Below are 14,972 nucleotides of genomic sequence, written 5' to 3' on the forward strand. Positions count from 1 at the left end.
GGAATTAACGTGGACGCGTTTAAAAAAGTAGTTTGGCAAGAAGGCATGTTTATTGCCCCACAACATTTTCAGCAACAGGATCGCTACGTACAGAACTATGTTCGTCAGAACGTTGAGACTCTTGCTGGATTTGCTCCCTTTTATGGTGTGACAGAACTCACCATCAATCACGAATTATTAAAAATTGGTAAGCTTTCTATCGCCAGTAGCGCAGGTGTGTTTCCTGACGGAACTCAGTTTGAAATGAAGCATGAGGTTGCCCGAGATGTTGTCCAAGGCAGCATTGAAACTGTGGTCTACTTAGCACTACCTATCTCTTTGCAAGGCAACAACGACTACGGGCAAGAGCAATCGGATCAAGGCCGTTACCTATCTCGCTCTATCAACGTATTTGACACATCAACATCAGAAAATGCGAGCGTTGAGATCGATGTTGCTCATCTGAATATTTCTATTAAGTTGGAAGGTGAAGATACCTCTGGCTTTACGCTTATACCTGTCGCCAAGATTTTAGAATGCACAGAAGCGGGTGAAGTGATTCTTGATCGCGCATTTATTCCAGCATGTCTACATTACGGTGCCTCTCAACTGCTACTTGAGCGTTTAAAAGAAATACATGCCCTGACTGCCAATCGCGCAACTACCCTATTGCAGAGAATTCAAGCTGGCCAAGGGCAAAAAAGCCCGCAATCAATGATGCAAGATTATTTGTGGTTACAAACATTGAACAGTTGGCTCCCGTGGTTTGATCTCTCTATTAGCAATCCAAAGCTACAAACGCACCAAGTCTACGGCGAGTTGCGTAAGTTTGAAGCGCAAATCATGGCATTAACCCCAGCGATTCCGGAGCCATGTTTGCCATTGCAGTACCACAAGCTTTACGAGAGCTTTAATCCTTTATTCGCCTCTCTGCGTAACATGCTCACGCTGGTTCAACAAGACTCTGTACTTGAGTTTGCTTGGGATAGCTCTTTGTTCGAACGTCGTCGATTGCTTAGAACCTTAATCAAAGACACCGCAAGCGTGTCGAATCGTCGATTTGTTCTCTCTGTTAAATCGACAATTAGCAGTGCTGAGCTCAATGAGCTGTTCCCTATCGCTGCCAAGTTAAGTAACAACGCGCGCATTGTTGAGATCGTACGAAACGGCCTATCGGGTATTGCGCTGTCACCGTTACCAGTTGCACCAAGTGAACTTAAACCGATGCAAGGGGTGTCTTACTTTGAAGTCGACACTGCCGATCGTATGTGGTTAGAAATGCTCGAAAACCGCGATGCGATTGCTCTCCATGTCGATACTCGAATCGCAGACCTCGAAGTTATGCTATATGCCCTGAGATAATGCTATGGACTATTTGGATGAAGAAACCCTAGTCTGGGATGCAAAAGAGTCCGAGTTTGTCGCTAAAGAAGACGATGTCAGCGACAGTTCATGGATCTCTGTTGATGCGAGCCGAGGTCGCAGTGAATTTCTGCACTATTTCGATAAAGCAGAAAACCAGCTACTCAACATAAGCAGTGAGCTATTAGCGATAACATTAAAAGTCTCTACGCTTCCCGAGCCAGAAGACGTCACAACTTTACGTCATCAGCTAGTTGACGGGATTAATGACATCAAAACAAAAGGCGCTGAGCTTTCCTACCCTGTCGCAGTCATTGATAAACTCTGCTTCCTCTACGCGGTCGTCTTAGACGAACTGATTATTTACAGTGAATGGGGTGAGTCACGCGGCTGGGAAAACAAAACCCTGCTGAGCGAACTTTTCGGTATGCGAAATGGTGGTGAGCTGTTCTTTACTGTCGCTGATAAAGCACTCAGACAGCCGCACAAGATGATTGACCTACTTGAGATCATCTACATTTTCCTAAACATTGGATTTAAAGGTCAGTACCGAGAGACAGGAAATGACCAACTTAAATCCTTCATACATCAGTTAGAGCAGTTAATTAGCCAGTATCGACAAACGAGCGCGATCCATTGCCGTACTCGAATTAAACTGCCTAAAGTTCGTAAGCCGACTCGTCGTAAACGCTACTTTATCACTACAGTTTTCTTCTTATGCCTGATCTTTACCAGCATTGCCCTGACCTATTTTTGGTACAACAAAACGCATTCGCAACGAGCTCGCGACTTTAACAACTTACCGGACTTCAGCGCTCGCTATGTAATGTCAGGCCAAGTGAATGATATTGTCTTTATCAGTGATGACGCTGACTTGGAAACCATGCCCCAACGAGCCAGTAAAGTTGAGCTAGTGGATGCTCCGCCACCGCCTAATTTAGGTACCAGCCATTCCTCTTGGTTGGTTCAATTAGCAACGTTCTCTTCGCAGAAAAATGCTGAAAACTTTGTTTCTACGCTCGCGCCATCAAAGTATGAGGCGGTTGTTGACGAGTTTGATTCCTACTTCCGCGTCATTGTACGAAGTGAGTCCTCTGAACAAGCAAGAGAAATTAAGAGTTGGTATATAGAAAAAGATCAGCTCACACCCATCATCGTGAGAAACACGCAAAACGACAATAAAAACGATAAAGAGGCACAATAACGATGAGTGACGCTAAACCCACACAGAATTCAACAAAGCGTAGCCTTGTCTGGTCTATACTGCTTGCTTTGCTTGTCATGCTGATAGGTGGTGCCTTAACCTGGTGGCTCTATCCAGAGAAACTTATTATCGGTGGTATCGTATCATTCATCACAGGTCTCGTTATCGGTTTACTCACTTACTGGTTGATGCGACGTAAAGGCGGAGCAAGTAAAACACCCGATCAACAAAGATTGCTGATCCAGAAACGAAGTAAGCTTTTGGCTTTGCACTTTAAACGCATGATTGGTGTACAAAAGCGCAAGAAAAGGCTTAACAGTCGTTATGACCAACCTATCTACCTATTGTTGAGTGACGACCCATGTAAAGATAAGAGCATCATTACACAAATGGGATACGAGGCGTACAAGGTTGATGATTTCGGTAATGACATCGAATTTCCGATTCTATTCTGGCTAAGCGAACACTCTATTCTTATCTCTATTAGCATGGGTGAAGATCAGCAACCTCAATATCTGAAAACCCTCTCGGATAGCCTCAATAAATGGCGTCCACGTCAGGCTATAAACGGGTTATTGTTGACGACCGAAATCGCTACACTACTCGGCAACCAAGAGAAACTTACTCAACGAGCTGATGACGTTAAATCGACTATTAAAACGTTCAATGACACATTCGGACTGAATCTGCCCGTATATAACCTGATCACCAACATGGGTCAGGTGAACGATTTCTGTCAGTTCTTTTCTGCATTTGATGAAGCCAAGCGCAACGATGTATTTGGCGCAACGTCTCCGGTTCTTAAAAATGGGGGGATCGACGCAGATTGGTATCACGAAGAGTATGACCATTTAATCAGCCAGTTAATTGCTAACACTAGCAGCGCGCTTTCCTCACAGCTCAATCAAGAATATCGTAACTCTATCTGTGCAGCGCCTTACCAGTTTGGTTTGCTAAAACAAAGTCTGTGGCATTTCTTACAAAGGCTATATCGAGGTGATCAACTAAGTAATGGTCTCAACTTCCGTGGATTTTATTTCACTCATAGCGGCTCAAGTGAAAAGCAATATGATCTGCTGGCCAATGTCGTCAATGAATCTCTAGGCAACGAGAAGTTCCAGCAGCACCAGCAAATTCCAGTCACCCAGACCCTGTTTGCTCAGCACATCATGAACCACGTGGTCTTGAACGAAAATGAGCTTGTCGGCGTCAACCGCCGCAAAGAGAATATGCTGATATTCTGGCAAGGTGCTTACACTGTATTTTGTGCCGTGCTTCTAATTGCTATTTTAGCGATCATTAAGTTAGATTTTGATTACCAAAACGCGCGTGAAACACGTGCCGATAACATGTTAGAGCGCTACAAAGAGGCGATCGCTGCGTCACCTTACGATATTGAGAATATGGCGGACAATATTCCGAACTTATACTCTCTCAATCGTATCTACGCGCTCTACCTTCAGCCCGATCCTTGGTATACCCTGCCCTTCATGCCTAGTTCAAGCATTAAGACGGAAGTGGAAGCCGCTTATTTCGATGAGCTAGCCCGTGTTCTTATTCCTTCAATGGAAAACACCTTAGAAAAAGATCTGTTTGTCTACGTAAACCTTGAAGATCAAGCTAAGACCTTATCTTTATTGAACAATTATCGCTTACTGTTCGACCCTAAGCGTACCAACATTGAAGAGCTAAAGAGCTACTTTATGTCATCATTGACTGACCAAGGCGAAGCAGACAGCGTAAACCTTGCTCAGCTTAAGATTTTGCTTGATGACGTCTTCGCTCAAGATTTGGTTCCCACTAAAGCCAATTTTGACCTTGAGAAGCTAGCCAAGAAAGTCATCAACCAAACTGGAGTTGAGACTCTGTTGTACGAGCATATCTTAAACTCGCCAACCTACTCTAAGCGTGTCGATGTGCGTCAAGAGTTAGGATCAAACTTCTCTCAACTGCTCAGTTTCTCGCCGAACTATGTTGGTTACTTAGTACCCTACTTGTATACGCCATCAGGCTTTAATGAGCTTGATCTTTCTGTCGGCTCACCTGTTCTGACTGAAGCATTGCAAGCATATGAAGGGGTAGCTGGTAGCTCGCCAAGTGCGCTAGAGCTCTACCGTATTAGTCGCGATCTTAAGCAGATGTATCAAAACGACTACATCAATTACTGGCGAGATTTTACCGCTCATATTCAAGCGAATAACGTTGATAGTGCTGATTCACTAAAGGCAACACTGTCTGTGCTTACGACGGCATCAAACAACCCATTGGCTCAGCTGTATGGCACGATCAGCAAATACACGTCAGTCGAAATTGAGGTGCCAAAAGCCAAAGAAGGTGAAGCACAACCACCAGCTCAAGATGCCGATAAGAAAGAGTCTGCTCGCCAGATTTACATTGCCTTTATGCCTTACCACCAACAAGTGGAAGCTAATGATCAAGGAACAAAAGCAATAGATACACTTCTTAGCCAATTTACAGAAATGGAAACGTATCTAGAGAAGTTTTACTCTTCAGACAAACCTCAAGAGCTTGCTTTCTCTACCCTGACCGCAGAGCTAAAGGTGAGTAACCCAGTTTCCTCTGTCGCAAAACAAACTGAGAAACAGCCGCAACTATCACTCGACATCATTAATGGCGTGACTACGCAAGCAAATGAAATGGTGATGTTACTGGCACATGGTTATCTCAACACGGCTTGGCAAAGCGAGGTATTCCAAACCTATCAGGATACGATTGCAGCGTACTATCCATTTAATAAAACCGCTTCAGTGGATGCAACAACGAGCGATGTCGCCTCTTTCTTTAAGAGTAATGGTGTATTGGATAAGTTCTACCAGAGCAAACTAAAAGGTTTCTCTACAGATGAACGCTCGCCTTTCTTACCGGGGTTACTACCGAACTCAGGATTGGCACTTGACCCTAACGTTTGGCAGATGATTAGCAAAGCGACGGACATTCGCAATGCGCTGTTCTTGCAAGATCCGCAAAACCTAACGCTTCAGTTCCAACTAAAAGCGATGGAGATGAGCTCGAACCTCACTCAGTTCTCTATCATTGCTGAGAAGTCTCTGTTTAGCTATCAACACGGCCCAAGGCTATGGAGCAAGCAGACGTGGTCAGCAAAAGACGTGGACAAAGACTCGATAGGATTCAAACTACAAGCGCAAGAAACGCAGGTAGCCGATGAGAAGTTCACTGGAAGCTGGGCTTGGTTCAAGTTGATTGAACCAAGAGTAGTATCGACAACATCTCAAGATACCACCGTGAAGTTTGTTTATGACGATAGTCAGGTTGAATTAAGCATTAAGACGCAAGGGCAAAATAACCCATTTGTTCCGAACTTCTTTTCTGCTTTCTCACTTCCTGCCAGCATTTAAAAATGAAGGATGCTAGCTCTGCGCTCCACCCTAGCATCCGAAGCACTATGCGAGCTTTAGGGGTTTCCTATTGCTCGCATAGTGGTCATCAAGTGTATCTCGTCGACAGCGCCTCACATGGAAAGGTTGCCCTCAAATTTGCCCTTTCCACACTTGCTAAGTCTCAACTTAACAACGAAGCTAGTTTTCTCGCGAACTATACCTCTAGCTATTGGCCCAGCTTTATCGATGCCGATAGCCATCATCAAGCCAGTTGGCTGATGTACGCATTTGTAGAAGGTCAATCTCTGGCTGGCTGCACAGCTCAACCCAATAACGCGTTGATATCGAAACTCGAAACTGGGCTTAAAACGATTCATGAGACAGGTTTTATCCATGGTGACATCAAGCCTGCAAACATCTTAACTAGCCCAAAAGGTGATCCTGTCTTTGTAGATCTTGGCAGCGTACTTCCAATCGGACAACCTTATTCAGAACAACCGCACTCTTCTGTTTCACCCAGCTTTGCAAGTGTGAACGCGCTAAAGCGTCATGGTCTTATTGGCATCCAAGATGACTATGCGTCCTTAGCGGTGACACTTCAGACTATCGCTGAAAAACACCCTTACCAAGGGCAATCCATTACCGAGTATGTCGCAACAAAAAAGCTCCCTGAATTGGGATCTCTTCCTGCTAGATATCAAATCCTCTTCAACCAACAGCTCAGAATGGCTAAGCGACTCGCTGCTTCGAAAAATACTGGTTGATATCCACATTGTCTATTTGGCTTTGTGGTAAAAATGCTTGGGCGTAATCCATATAAACGCCACTCTCAAGAAAGAGTAGGAACAGATCCATGTCCACGTGTTCGTCGAGCGCCATTTTGTACAGAATATCAATCGCCACACTAACAGGTTTGGCTTTCTTATAAGGTCTATCTGCTGCAGTCAGAGCCTCAAAGATATCAGCTATGACCAGCACTCTCTCTGGAATTGAAAGATCTTGCGCTGACAGCCTGCGCGGATAACCTGTCCCCTTAAGGGTTTCATGGTGCGTAGAAGCGTAGCGAGGGACTCGACTCAGCTCTTTTGGAAATGGCAGAGCTTCAAGCATTTTGATTCCGCTGATCATATGCTCATTTATCTTGAAACGGTCTTCTGCAGTCAAAGTGCCACGCGAAATAGATAAGTTGTAGACCTCACCCAAGTTATACTGATGCTCTGGCACATCCATTTTTATACCAAACTTCTCATCAAACTCGACTGGTCTAATCCGTTTTTGTATATGTTCCGGTTTGTCAGAAAGTAACGGTTCGGTGGTCGGAAGCACAACGTCCGATTGAGGTTTATTCAAGTCTTCGAATGGGGAAAGCCCTAAGCGATCATCAAAGTTTCTTTGCCAAGTTCTACCAGCAATTTGCTTGATTCTTTCAACTTCTTCTTGACCCATAAACTCACCACCAACATTTGATTTGGCGATAAACTCAAACTCTTCCTGCAGGGTTTGCTTATACAGTTTAAGCTCCGCTAGAGCCGCGCTCTTATCTTTAGTTGCAGCGAGTTGCGAATTCAAATACTCAATTTCGGCATCACGCCAAAGCACTTCAAAACGCATACGAATTTCGTGGATACGATTATAGTTCGCTTCGAGTTTAGTGCCTTTATCAACGATATGCTCTGGAGTCGTAATCTTTCCACAATCATGCAGCCAAGCCGCGATTCTAAATTCCCGCCTTTCATCATCATTCTCGAATTTAAACTGTTTGAATTTACCTTGTTGGCACTCTTCTACTGCCTTGGCTAACATCATGCCAAGTTCAGGAACCCGATTACAATGCCCTGCGGTGTACGGGGATTTATCATCAATCGCTTGAGCAATCAGTTTTATGAACGACTCAACAAAATCTTCTTGTTGTTTCTCGTGTTGTTTGAGTGCCGCCCCCATAGAGGCAATGGACTCAGAGAGTTCAGACACTTCTTTGATGCGTGTATTCACCAGAGATACTGCGTCATAATCTCTTGCTTTTATCTTCTTAGTTTCTACACGTAGGGCTTTAATTGGAATAACAATGGGGGCGCTAAACTTCCAAGCTAAAGGAAGCAAGATCATCATTATCAGAACAGTAAGCGCGATGGATGTTATCAGCTTAGGCCAAACTTGCTCAAAGACCACATTCTCAGGTAACACGACAGCAAAGAACTCGTTGTGGTTTTGTTCAGATAACAGCGGAGTAACGTAGACAAAGTAGTGTTGCCCTTGAATATCGACTTTCACCATCGAGTTATGCAGGCTGGGATTACGTGACAATGAGAACAGCTCCGGATAAGGTACAAACGTTCCCCGCCATTGGTTGGTGTCCAACCACTTCTTCTTCAAAGCGGTTCGTTGTTGTGGGGTAATCGCTAGCAAGGCTCTATTTAAGACGTCGACTACCGAGCTATGTTCTTTTTTCATATAAAAGTGAAAAGGTAGCAACTCAGTGTCTGTCAGTTTTGACACCTTAGCTTGATCAGTATTCGATAGTTCGTTCAGTTCAGATAATGTATGAAAGGTATCAATAATGTAGTCATAGCTCTGAGTCGCAAGTCCTTGCTTAGCTTCATCTAAACTTGCTACTTCAGTGATGTTCAGAGTGGGCACTCGTTCTAGCAACCATGATTTCATCCCATAACCACCGACGACAGCGATCGACTCTTGAGAGAAGTCTGCCAGTGCCGAATAAACCGGTTTATTTGTATTTGACGCTACCGCTAACTGGCCACTAAACAGAGTGGCGCTTCTAGCTCCCTCCACCGCCTTAGACTCTGGTACAGAGTGAAGTAAATCGATGTCACCTTGGCGATACATCTGTGACAGCGTCACCGAGTCAAAGCCGTTTACAAACTCTAACTCTATCCCTGTCATCTGCGAAAGTAAGTTGAGAAGATCTATCGCATACCCTTTTGGCTCTCCTGACTGAGCATAATCGTAAGGTCCCCAATCATTTTGATTTGAGACCATAAGTGAACCTACAGCTGCTATTTCAGCCTTCTCGCTATCACTAAGAGCAAGGGGCTTTGGGCTCGGAATACGCACTTCATGATACAACTCAACATTAGAAGCAATGACCTCGCCTTTGTCATTAAAAACAAAAGACTCTGTTCCACTATCAGGTGAAAGCCCGAGCTGTGTTGGCATCATCTTCTCTTTCATTGCTGAGTGAACAATGTCTACCCCAATCACGCGCGATTGAGTGCGAATAGAGTATGTCTGACCGGTAATCTTTAGATGCTGAAATAGATAAGGCTCCGTCTTAAAAATCTTTGTTTCCTTACTGCCTAAATACCAAGGTCTTTGAGTGGGGAAATAGTTACTGTCTTGTGCGACACTTTTGGTCAGTTCAAAACCTTCTGTAAAATAGCTCGTCGTGCGAATACGGCTCTCTTCGGGCCCTGATATTTTAATGATCACCCAGCGATCATTAATGCCAGCATCAATCTTTTGCCGCACGATAGGCGACGACTCCAAGTTGATTATTTGATAAAAGTCATCATCATCTCGCCCAATATACAGGCTATAAAAAAGAGGATTGTCTTCGAGAATTAAGGTGAAGGTTTTGCGAATTTCAGCCTCAATAAAGGTGTGGTTAGTTGATTCGGCGACACTTTTTAGTATCTGCACACTGTTGGTCGCGTTTTTATCGACCAGTTCGAGATAAGAACCAATATCTGAGGAAGCGGAACTAAGCTTAGCCAGAACATTTTCTTCCGACATCTGTTTACTGAAATAGTACTGTAGCCCGATGGCAACAGATGCGGTCAACAGCGTAGCACACAGAAACATGGTCCCGACTGTGAACTGTATTGAGAATTTCTTAGCCTGACGTGTGTGATCTTTCATTCTTTAACGCCCTCCGTTGGCATTGACTGAACGATTCGATTTACCGTAAGTAGTTTGTTTTTCAGTTTTTATTGTTATGTATAGATTATTAGAATATTTCCTCTACTAATCCAAATCTCATTCCATAAAAATATGAGACATCTTGCATTATAATTACACATTTTTTCATAGGTGCACAGACTCATAACTTGAGTGCGTGAACTTTATGAACAAAACCCCCACAATGACCAATATTCTTTTTATCAACGTATTGGAGACATAGATTTAACAGACCATTAACCTTAAACGCATCTAGCAACAAGTTTCCTCCTTGCTACTAGAGAATTGATAACGATAAGCATGTTCTCAAAGAAGAATATGCCCATACATAAGGAACGTGAATCATGTTTAAGGTACTAAAACCAACCCTAGCCGCTTCTATCATCGCTGCGTCTTTTTCTTTTAACGCTTTTGCAGCTGATGTAGAGAAAATCCACTTCTTAATCCCTGGTGGTGCAGGTGGTGGCTGGGACATGACAGCTCGTGGCACAGGTGATGTGTTAGTTAAATCTGATATCGTCGATAACGTCTCTTTCCAGAACCTGTCTGGTGGCGGCGGCGGTAAAGCAATTGCCCACCTAATCGAAACGGCAGAGCGTCAAGAAGATACGCTTATGGTGAACTCAACACCAATCGTAGTACGCTCACTAACGGGCATTTTCCCACAATCTTTCCGTGACCTGACACCTGTTGCAGCGACTATCGCTGACTACGGTGCGATCGTGACTTCCGTTGACTCTAAATACAATACATGGGAAGACGTTGTTAAAGAATTTGAATCGAACCCACGTAAAGTAAAAATAGCTGGTGGCTCAGCACGAGGTAGTATGGATCACCTTGTTGTTGCGGCTGCATTCAAAGGCGAAGGCTTCGATGCTAAGAAAGTACGTTACATCGCTTATGATGCAGGCGGTAAAGCAATGGCAGCCCTTCTATCAGGTGAAACGCAACTGCTTTCCACAGGCCTAGGTGAAGTTCTAGAAATGTCTAAATCTGGACAAGTTAAGATTCTAGCAGTAACGGCACCAAAACGTCTTGAAGCAGCACCAGACATCCCAACGCTAACGGAATACGGTAACGAAACTGTGTTTGCTAACTGGCGTGGATTCTTTGCAGCACCTGGCGCTAGCCAAGAGAAGATTAACGAGTGGAACGCAGCTCTGACTAAGATGTACAACACAGACGAGTGGCAAGTAGTTCGAGACCGTAACGGTTGGATTGATAACTACAAAGCAGACAAAGAGTTCTACGCATTCCTAGAAGATCAAGAGAAGCAAATGGGCGACCTAATGCGCGAACTTGGTTTCCTAAAATAATCGTTAAATCGATTGTATGAGGGTGACTTGCACCACCCTCATCCCTTTTCGCCGTACATGGGCTAACTACACACAATCTCCTCTGTTTATTTATAAACAGTTAAGCCTCTTTGACTAGCAGCAAATGGCTTATTCGTTGGTGAAACATGCTCATTAACTCTCGTGTACGGCTTTTGTCTTTCCTTACCTGTAACGCAAATGGAGTTGGATATGTCGGACTTGCCAACGAACTCATTCACTAAAGGTAATTTTTTCTCAAAAGAAAACCTACTCTGTCGCGACCGTGTTGGCGCGATGATATTTTTGCTTGTGTGCCTTTGTTATGGCTACCAGACAACCCAAATCCCTTTATTTCCTGGCGATGAATACGAACCCTTCACGGCTCGCACTCTACCAACACTTTTAACATTCGCAGGTATCGGCCTCTCACTACTCTTATTAGTAACGGGGCAACCTGATGTAAAAAGCGGTGCCGTGGTCGATTTCAACTGGAAACTGCTTATCGGCTTTCTCGTTCTGATGGCGCTTTATGGTGTTGGACTCACCTATGTCGGCTTCGTCATTGCAACGGGATTCTTTTTGCTTGCAGGTTTCTATCTGTTGGGAGAACGACGTAAGAAAGTGCTTTTTGGTGCATCCTTCCCGTTTGTCATCGCTTTCTACCTGCTACTCACCCAAGGCCTAGATATCTACTTAGAGCCAGGTGTTATTTTCACCATGTGGTCGTAATTTAAGGAAATAACATTATGTTAGATGGAATTTTACAAGGTCTCTCGACCGCAGTGATGCCAATGAACATCATGATGGTGATTGTTGGTTGTTTTGTCGGTACCTTTATTGGCATGTTGCCGGGCCTTGGCCCAATTTCGGCTATCGCCCTGATGATCCCTATTACCTATGGTTTGGAGCCATCTTCAGGTCTTATCTTGATGGCTGGGGTATACTACGGCGCGGTATTTGGCGGTTCAACATCATCAATCCTAATCAACGCTCCGGGTTGTTCATCAACCGTTGTTACCGCCTTTGACGGCTACCCTATGGCGCAAAAAGGTCAGGCAGGTAAAGCCCTTGCACTTGCGGCTTACTCATCATTTACCGGTGGCACGCTATCCGCGATCATGCTGTTAGTTGCCGCTCCAGCACTGGCTAACGTCTCGCTAAGCTTCCAATCTTCAGACTACTTTGCCTTGATGCTACTCGGCCTTTCTGCGGTTGCTGGCTTTGCCGGTAAAGGGCAAGTGCTCAAAGCATGGATGATGACGATTCTAGGCTTGATGCTATCAACGGTTGGTATCGACAAAGGGGTTGGTGTTGAACGCTTTACCTTTGGCCTAACAGACCTAATGGATGGCTTTAGCTTCCTACTGTTGGCAATGGCTACCTTCGCACTAGGCGAAACCTTGATGGGGATCTTAAAGCCTGAGCAAGACACCCGCTCAGACGAACAAGATAAAATGAGCAATATCGGCAGCATGAAAGTCACTAAAGAAGAAGTGAAAGAAGTTGCGCCAGTTTCGATTCGTTCATCTATTCTTGGCTTCTTTACTGGTGTACTTCCAGGTGCAGGTGCCACCATCGCAGCTTTCCTTAGCTACGGTATGGAACGTAATCTTGCGCCAAAAGAGAAGAAAGAAGAGTTTGGTAAAGGCAGTATCCGTGGCCTAGTCGCTCCTGAATCGGCTAATAATGCGGCATCAAGTGGTTCATTTGTTCCACTTCTAACACTGGGTATTCCAGGGTCAGGGACAACCGCCATCATGCTCGGTGCTTTGATTGCTTACGGTATTCAGCCAGGGCCACGTCTATTTGTTGAGCATCCTGATGTATTCTGGTCAGTTATCATCTCTATGTACTTTGGTAACATCGTACTGGTGATCTTGAACTTACCGCTGATTCCGTACATCTCCAAGCTACTTGCAGTTCCGAGAACGGTTCTACTCCCTATGATTTTGTTCTTCTCAATCACAGGTGTATACCTTGTCTCGTTCAACACAATGGATGTCTTCATCATGCTGTTGATCGCAATGGGAGCAATCGCACTCAGGTTGGCCAACTTCCCACTCGCTCCGTTGCTACTGGGGTTCATTCTCGGTGGCTTGATGGAAGAGAACTTACGTCGAGCATTAATGATCAGCGACGGTGAACTGAGCTTCCTATGGGAACGCCCAATTACTATGACATTCTCAATCTTAGCGGTGCTTGTTTTGTTCAGCCCACTGTTTGTCAAACTGTTCCAAAAGTTAAAGCCAACACCACAAAAAGTAGAGCAGTAACTATCACTCCTGTGTAATTTGGTTTGATTTGACCGAAGCCAGTCGCAACCCGACTGGCTTTTTTTGTTAGACATAATACTTTTTACAATTTAGTGATTGCCCGCACAGAAACTAGAGTATAAACTCTATTTTTTAACAAATAGAGTACATCACTATGTCGTTGCGTCCCATAGCGCTGTTGATCGGTTTTCTTGGCGTCTACTCTCCCCTTTCTAACGCCGCTGCGATCAGCTTCGATCAAGCTTGGCAAGTCTTGCAACAAGAAAACAACTCGTTGGCTGCGCAACGCTCGAATGTCGAGCGCTATGAACATCTTAAAAACGCAACGGATAACCTCAACTTACCTTCAGTCACTGTTGGCGCTAACTACACGCGATTAGATACTGATGTAAAGGTTTCTGGTAACCAGCTTTTTGAAAGTACCGGTCAACACCTTCCAAACCTTGGGCCTGTATTTAACCAACTGCTTGCTGGGCTGGGTGGTGTCACTTCTACCATTACTGAAAGAGATATTTTCAGTTCTTCAATCCGAGCCGTTTGGCCGATCTTTACTGGCGGGCGTATCAACGCGGCCCAATCCGCAGCCGAAGGTCGTAAAGAACAAGCGCAAAGTGAGTTGGCTATGGAAACCCAAGCTCGTTTTGAAGATCTCAGCAAATACTACTTTTCGGTTCTGCTGGCTCAAGAGGTGGTGGAAACTCGCCGACTCGTCGAGCAAGGTTTAACTAAGCATAGAGACAACGCTCTGAAATTAGAGCAACAAGGGCAGATCGCCCGCGTCGAGCGCTTGCAAGCAGAGTCCGCTTTAGATAAAGCGGTCATTGAACGTAAGAAAGCAGAGAAGAGTTTAGAGATCGCTCAATCTGCGCTCACCCAGATCCTAAACCAAACAACCAACGTTGAGCCTGCCGACAGCCTATTTATCAACCAAAATTTACCAGAGCAGAGTTTGTTCGTAGAACGTACTCTTAATACCTACCCAGGCTTAGCGCTACTGGAAGCAAAAGAGAAGCAAGCCGATAGCTTAATCAAAGCAGAAAAAGGTAAATACTACCCTGAAGTGTATCTGTATGGGGATTACAGCCTCCATGAAGACGACTCACTCGCGAGCCAAATGAAACCCGATTGGTTGGTCGGTGTAGGTGTGAATATTCCTTTGATCGAGAGTTCTGGTCGTAGCGATCAGGTTAAAGCTGCGCACAGCGCAGTTTCGCAAGTCCGCTACCTAAAAGCGCAAGCAAAACAAGATCTTTCCGTACTGGTTCAGAAAACATACCTTGAAGCGCAACAAGCTCAAGAGGAAGTTCTTGGGCTGGAATCAAGCATTGAGTTAGCGAGCGAAAATCTCAATCTACGTCAAAAGGCCTTTTCTCAAGGACTATCCACCTCCACCGATGTGGTAGACGCGCAGCTTTACGTCGCTAGCGTTCAAACTCAGAAAGCAGCAGCAAGTTTTAACTATTTGATCTCACTCTCCAAGTTACTTGCACTATCGAGTGAGATGGATGCATTTAGCCAATACCAACACAACGCTATCAATATTTCGAGCAAATAAGGATCTAAG

9 protein-coding genes are annotated in these 14,972 nt (G+C 44.7%); 8 read left to right on the plus strand and 1 reads right to left on the minus strand.

The features are described from left to right. Positions 1-9 precede the first annotated feature (9 nt). From tssK to AC5O63_RS11265, 4 genes are read left to right on the plus strand one after another with little or no spacing between them, the layout of a single operon-like run. Entirely contained in the window at positions 10-1,341 is a 1,332-nt protein-coding gene (gene tssK / locus AC5O63_RS11250) for a type VI secretion system baseplate subunit TssK (RefSeq protein WP_494505040.1), read from the plus strand. Between the two features lie 4 nt (positions 1,342-1,345). Continuing rightward, positions 1,346-2,545, plus strand: a complete 1,200-nt coding sequence (gene icmH, locus AC5O63_RS11255; protein WP_004748688.1) for a type IVB secretion system protein IcmH/DotU — start codon at positions 1,346-1,348, stop codon at positions 2,543-2,545. Between the two features lie 2 nt (positions 2,546-2,547). Beyond that, the gene (gene tssM / locus AC5O63_RS11260) at positions 2,548-5,922 is read left to right on the plus strand and encodes a type VI secretion system membrane subunit TssM (RefSeq protein ID WP_494505041.1); all 3,375 of its coding nucleotides are present in this window, start codon (positions 2,548-2,550) and stop codon (positions 5,920-5,922) included. Positions 5,923-5,924: 2 nt separating this feature from the next. After that, on the plus strand, positions 5,925-6,668 hold the full coding sequence (locus AC5O63_RS11265; protein WP_494505042.1) for a protein kinase domain-containing protein: 744 nt from the start codon (positions 5,925-5,927) through the stop codon (positions 6,666-6,668). Here AC5O63_RS11265 and AC5O63_RS11270 read toward each other — a convergent pair. Next, positions 6,634-9,780: an HD domain-containing phosphohydrolase gene (locus AC5O63_RS11270; RefSeq protein ID WP_494505043.1), complete on the minus strand. Its 3,147-nt coding sequence runs from the start codon at positions 9,778-9,780 to the stop codon at positions 6,634-6,636. The two genes, AC5O63_RS11265 and AC5O63_RS11270, sit on opposite strands and share 35 nt — an antisense overlap. Before the next feature lie 383 nt (positions 9,781-10,163). Between AC5O63_RS11270 and AC5O63_RS11275 the strand changes: the two genes are divergently transcribed. From AC5O63_RS11275 to AC5O63_RS11290, 4 genes are all read left to right on the plus strand, one after another. Beyond that, a complete protein-coding gene (locus tag AC5O63_RS11275; protein WP_367938894.1) occupies positions 10,164-11,135 on the plus strand; it encodes a tripartite tricarboxylate transporter substrate binding protein in 972 nt (323 codons plus the stop codon). A gap of 210 nt (positions 11,136-11,345) precedes the next feature. Continuing rightward, complete coding sequence (locus AC5O63_RS11280) at positions 11,346-11,864, plus strand: tripartite tricarboxylate transporter TctB family protein (protein WP_004748388.1); 519 nt, start codon at positions 11,346-11,348, stop codon at positions 11,862-11,864. 17 nt (positions 11,865-11,881) lie between these two features. Beyond that, on the plus strand, positions 11,882-13,408 hold the full coding sequence (locus AC5O63_RS11285; protein ID WP_004748386.1) for a tripartite tricarboxylate transporter permease: 1,527 nt from the start codon (positions 11,882-11,884) through the stop codon (positions 13,406-13,408). Positions 13,409-13,562: 154 nt separating this feature from the next. Further along, entirely contained in the window at positions 13,563-14,963 is a 1,401-nt protein-coding gene (locus AC5O63_RS11290) for a TolC family protein (protein WP_494505044.1), read from the plus strand. Positions 14,964-14,972: the final 9 nt, after the last annotated feature.

The organism is Vibrio sp. SCP2, assembly GCF_059295395.1.

Coding starts and splice junctions, on each gene's coding strand:
- AC5O63_RS11290 (WP_494505044.1), top strand. CDS start 13,563: ATGTCGTTGCGTCCCATAGCGCTGTTGATCGGTTTTCTTGGCGTCTAC.
- AC5O63_RS11265 (WP_494505042.1), top strand. CDS start 5,925: ATGAAGGATGCTAGCTCTGCGCTCCACCCTAGCATCCGAAGCACTATG.
- tssM (WP_494505041.1), top strand. CDS start 2,548: ATGAGTGACGCTAAACCCACACAGAATTCAACAAAGCGTAGCCTTGTC.
- AC5O63_RS11280 (WP_004748388.1), top strand. CDS start 11,346: ATGTCGGACTTGCCAACGAACTCATTCACTAAAGGTAATTTTTTCTCA.
- AC5O63_RS11275 (WP_367938894.1), top strand. CDS start 10,164: ATGTTTAAGGTACTAAAACCAACCCTAGCCGCTTCTATCATCGCTGCG.
- AC5O63_RS11270 (WP_494505043.1), bottom strand. CDS start 9,780: ATGAAAGATCACACACGTCAGGCTAAGAAATTCTCAATACAGTTCACA.
- AC5O63_RS11285 (WP_004748386.1), top strand. CDS start 11,882: ATGTTAGATGGAATTTTACAAGGTCTCTCGACCGCAGTGATGCCAATG.
- icmH (WP_004748688.1), top strand. CDS start 1,346: ATGGACTATTTGGATGAAGAAACCCTAGTCTGGGATGCAAAAGAGTCC.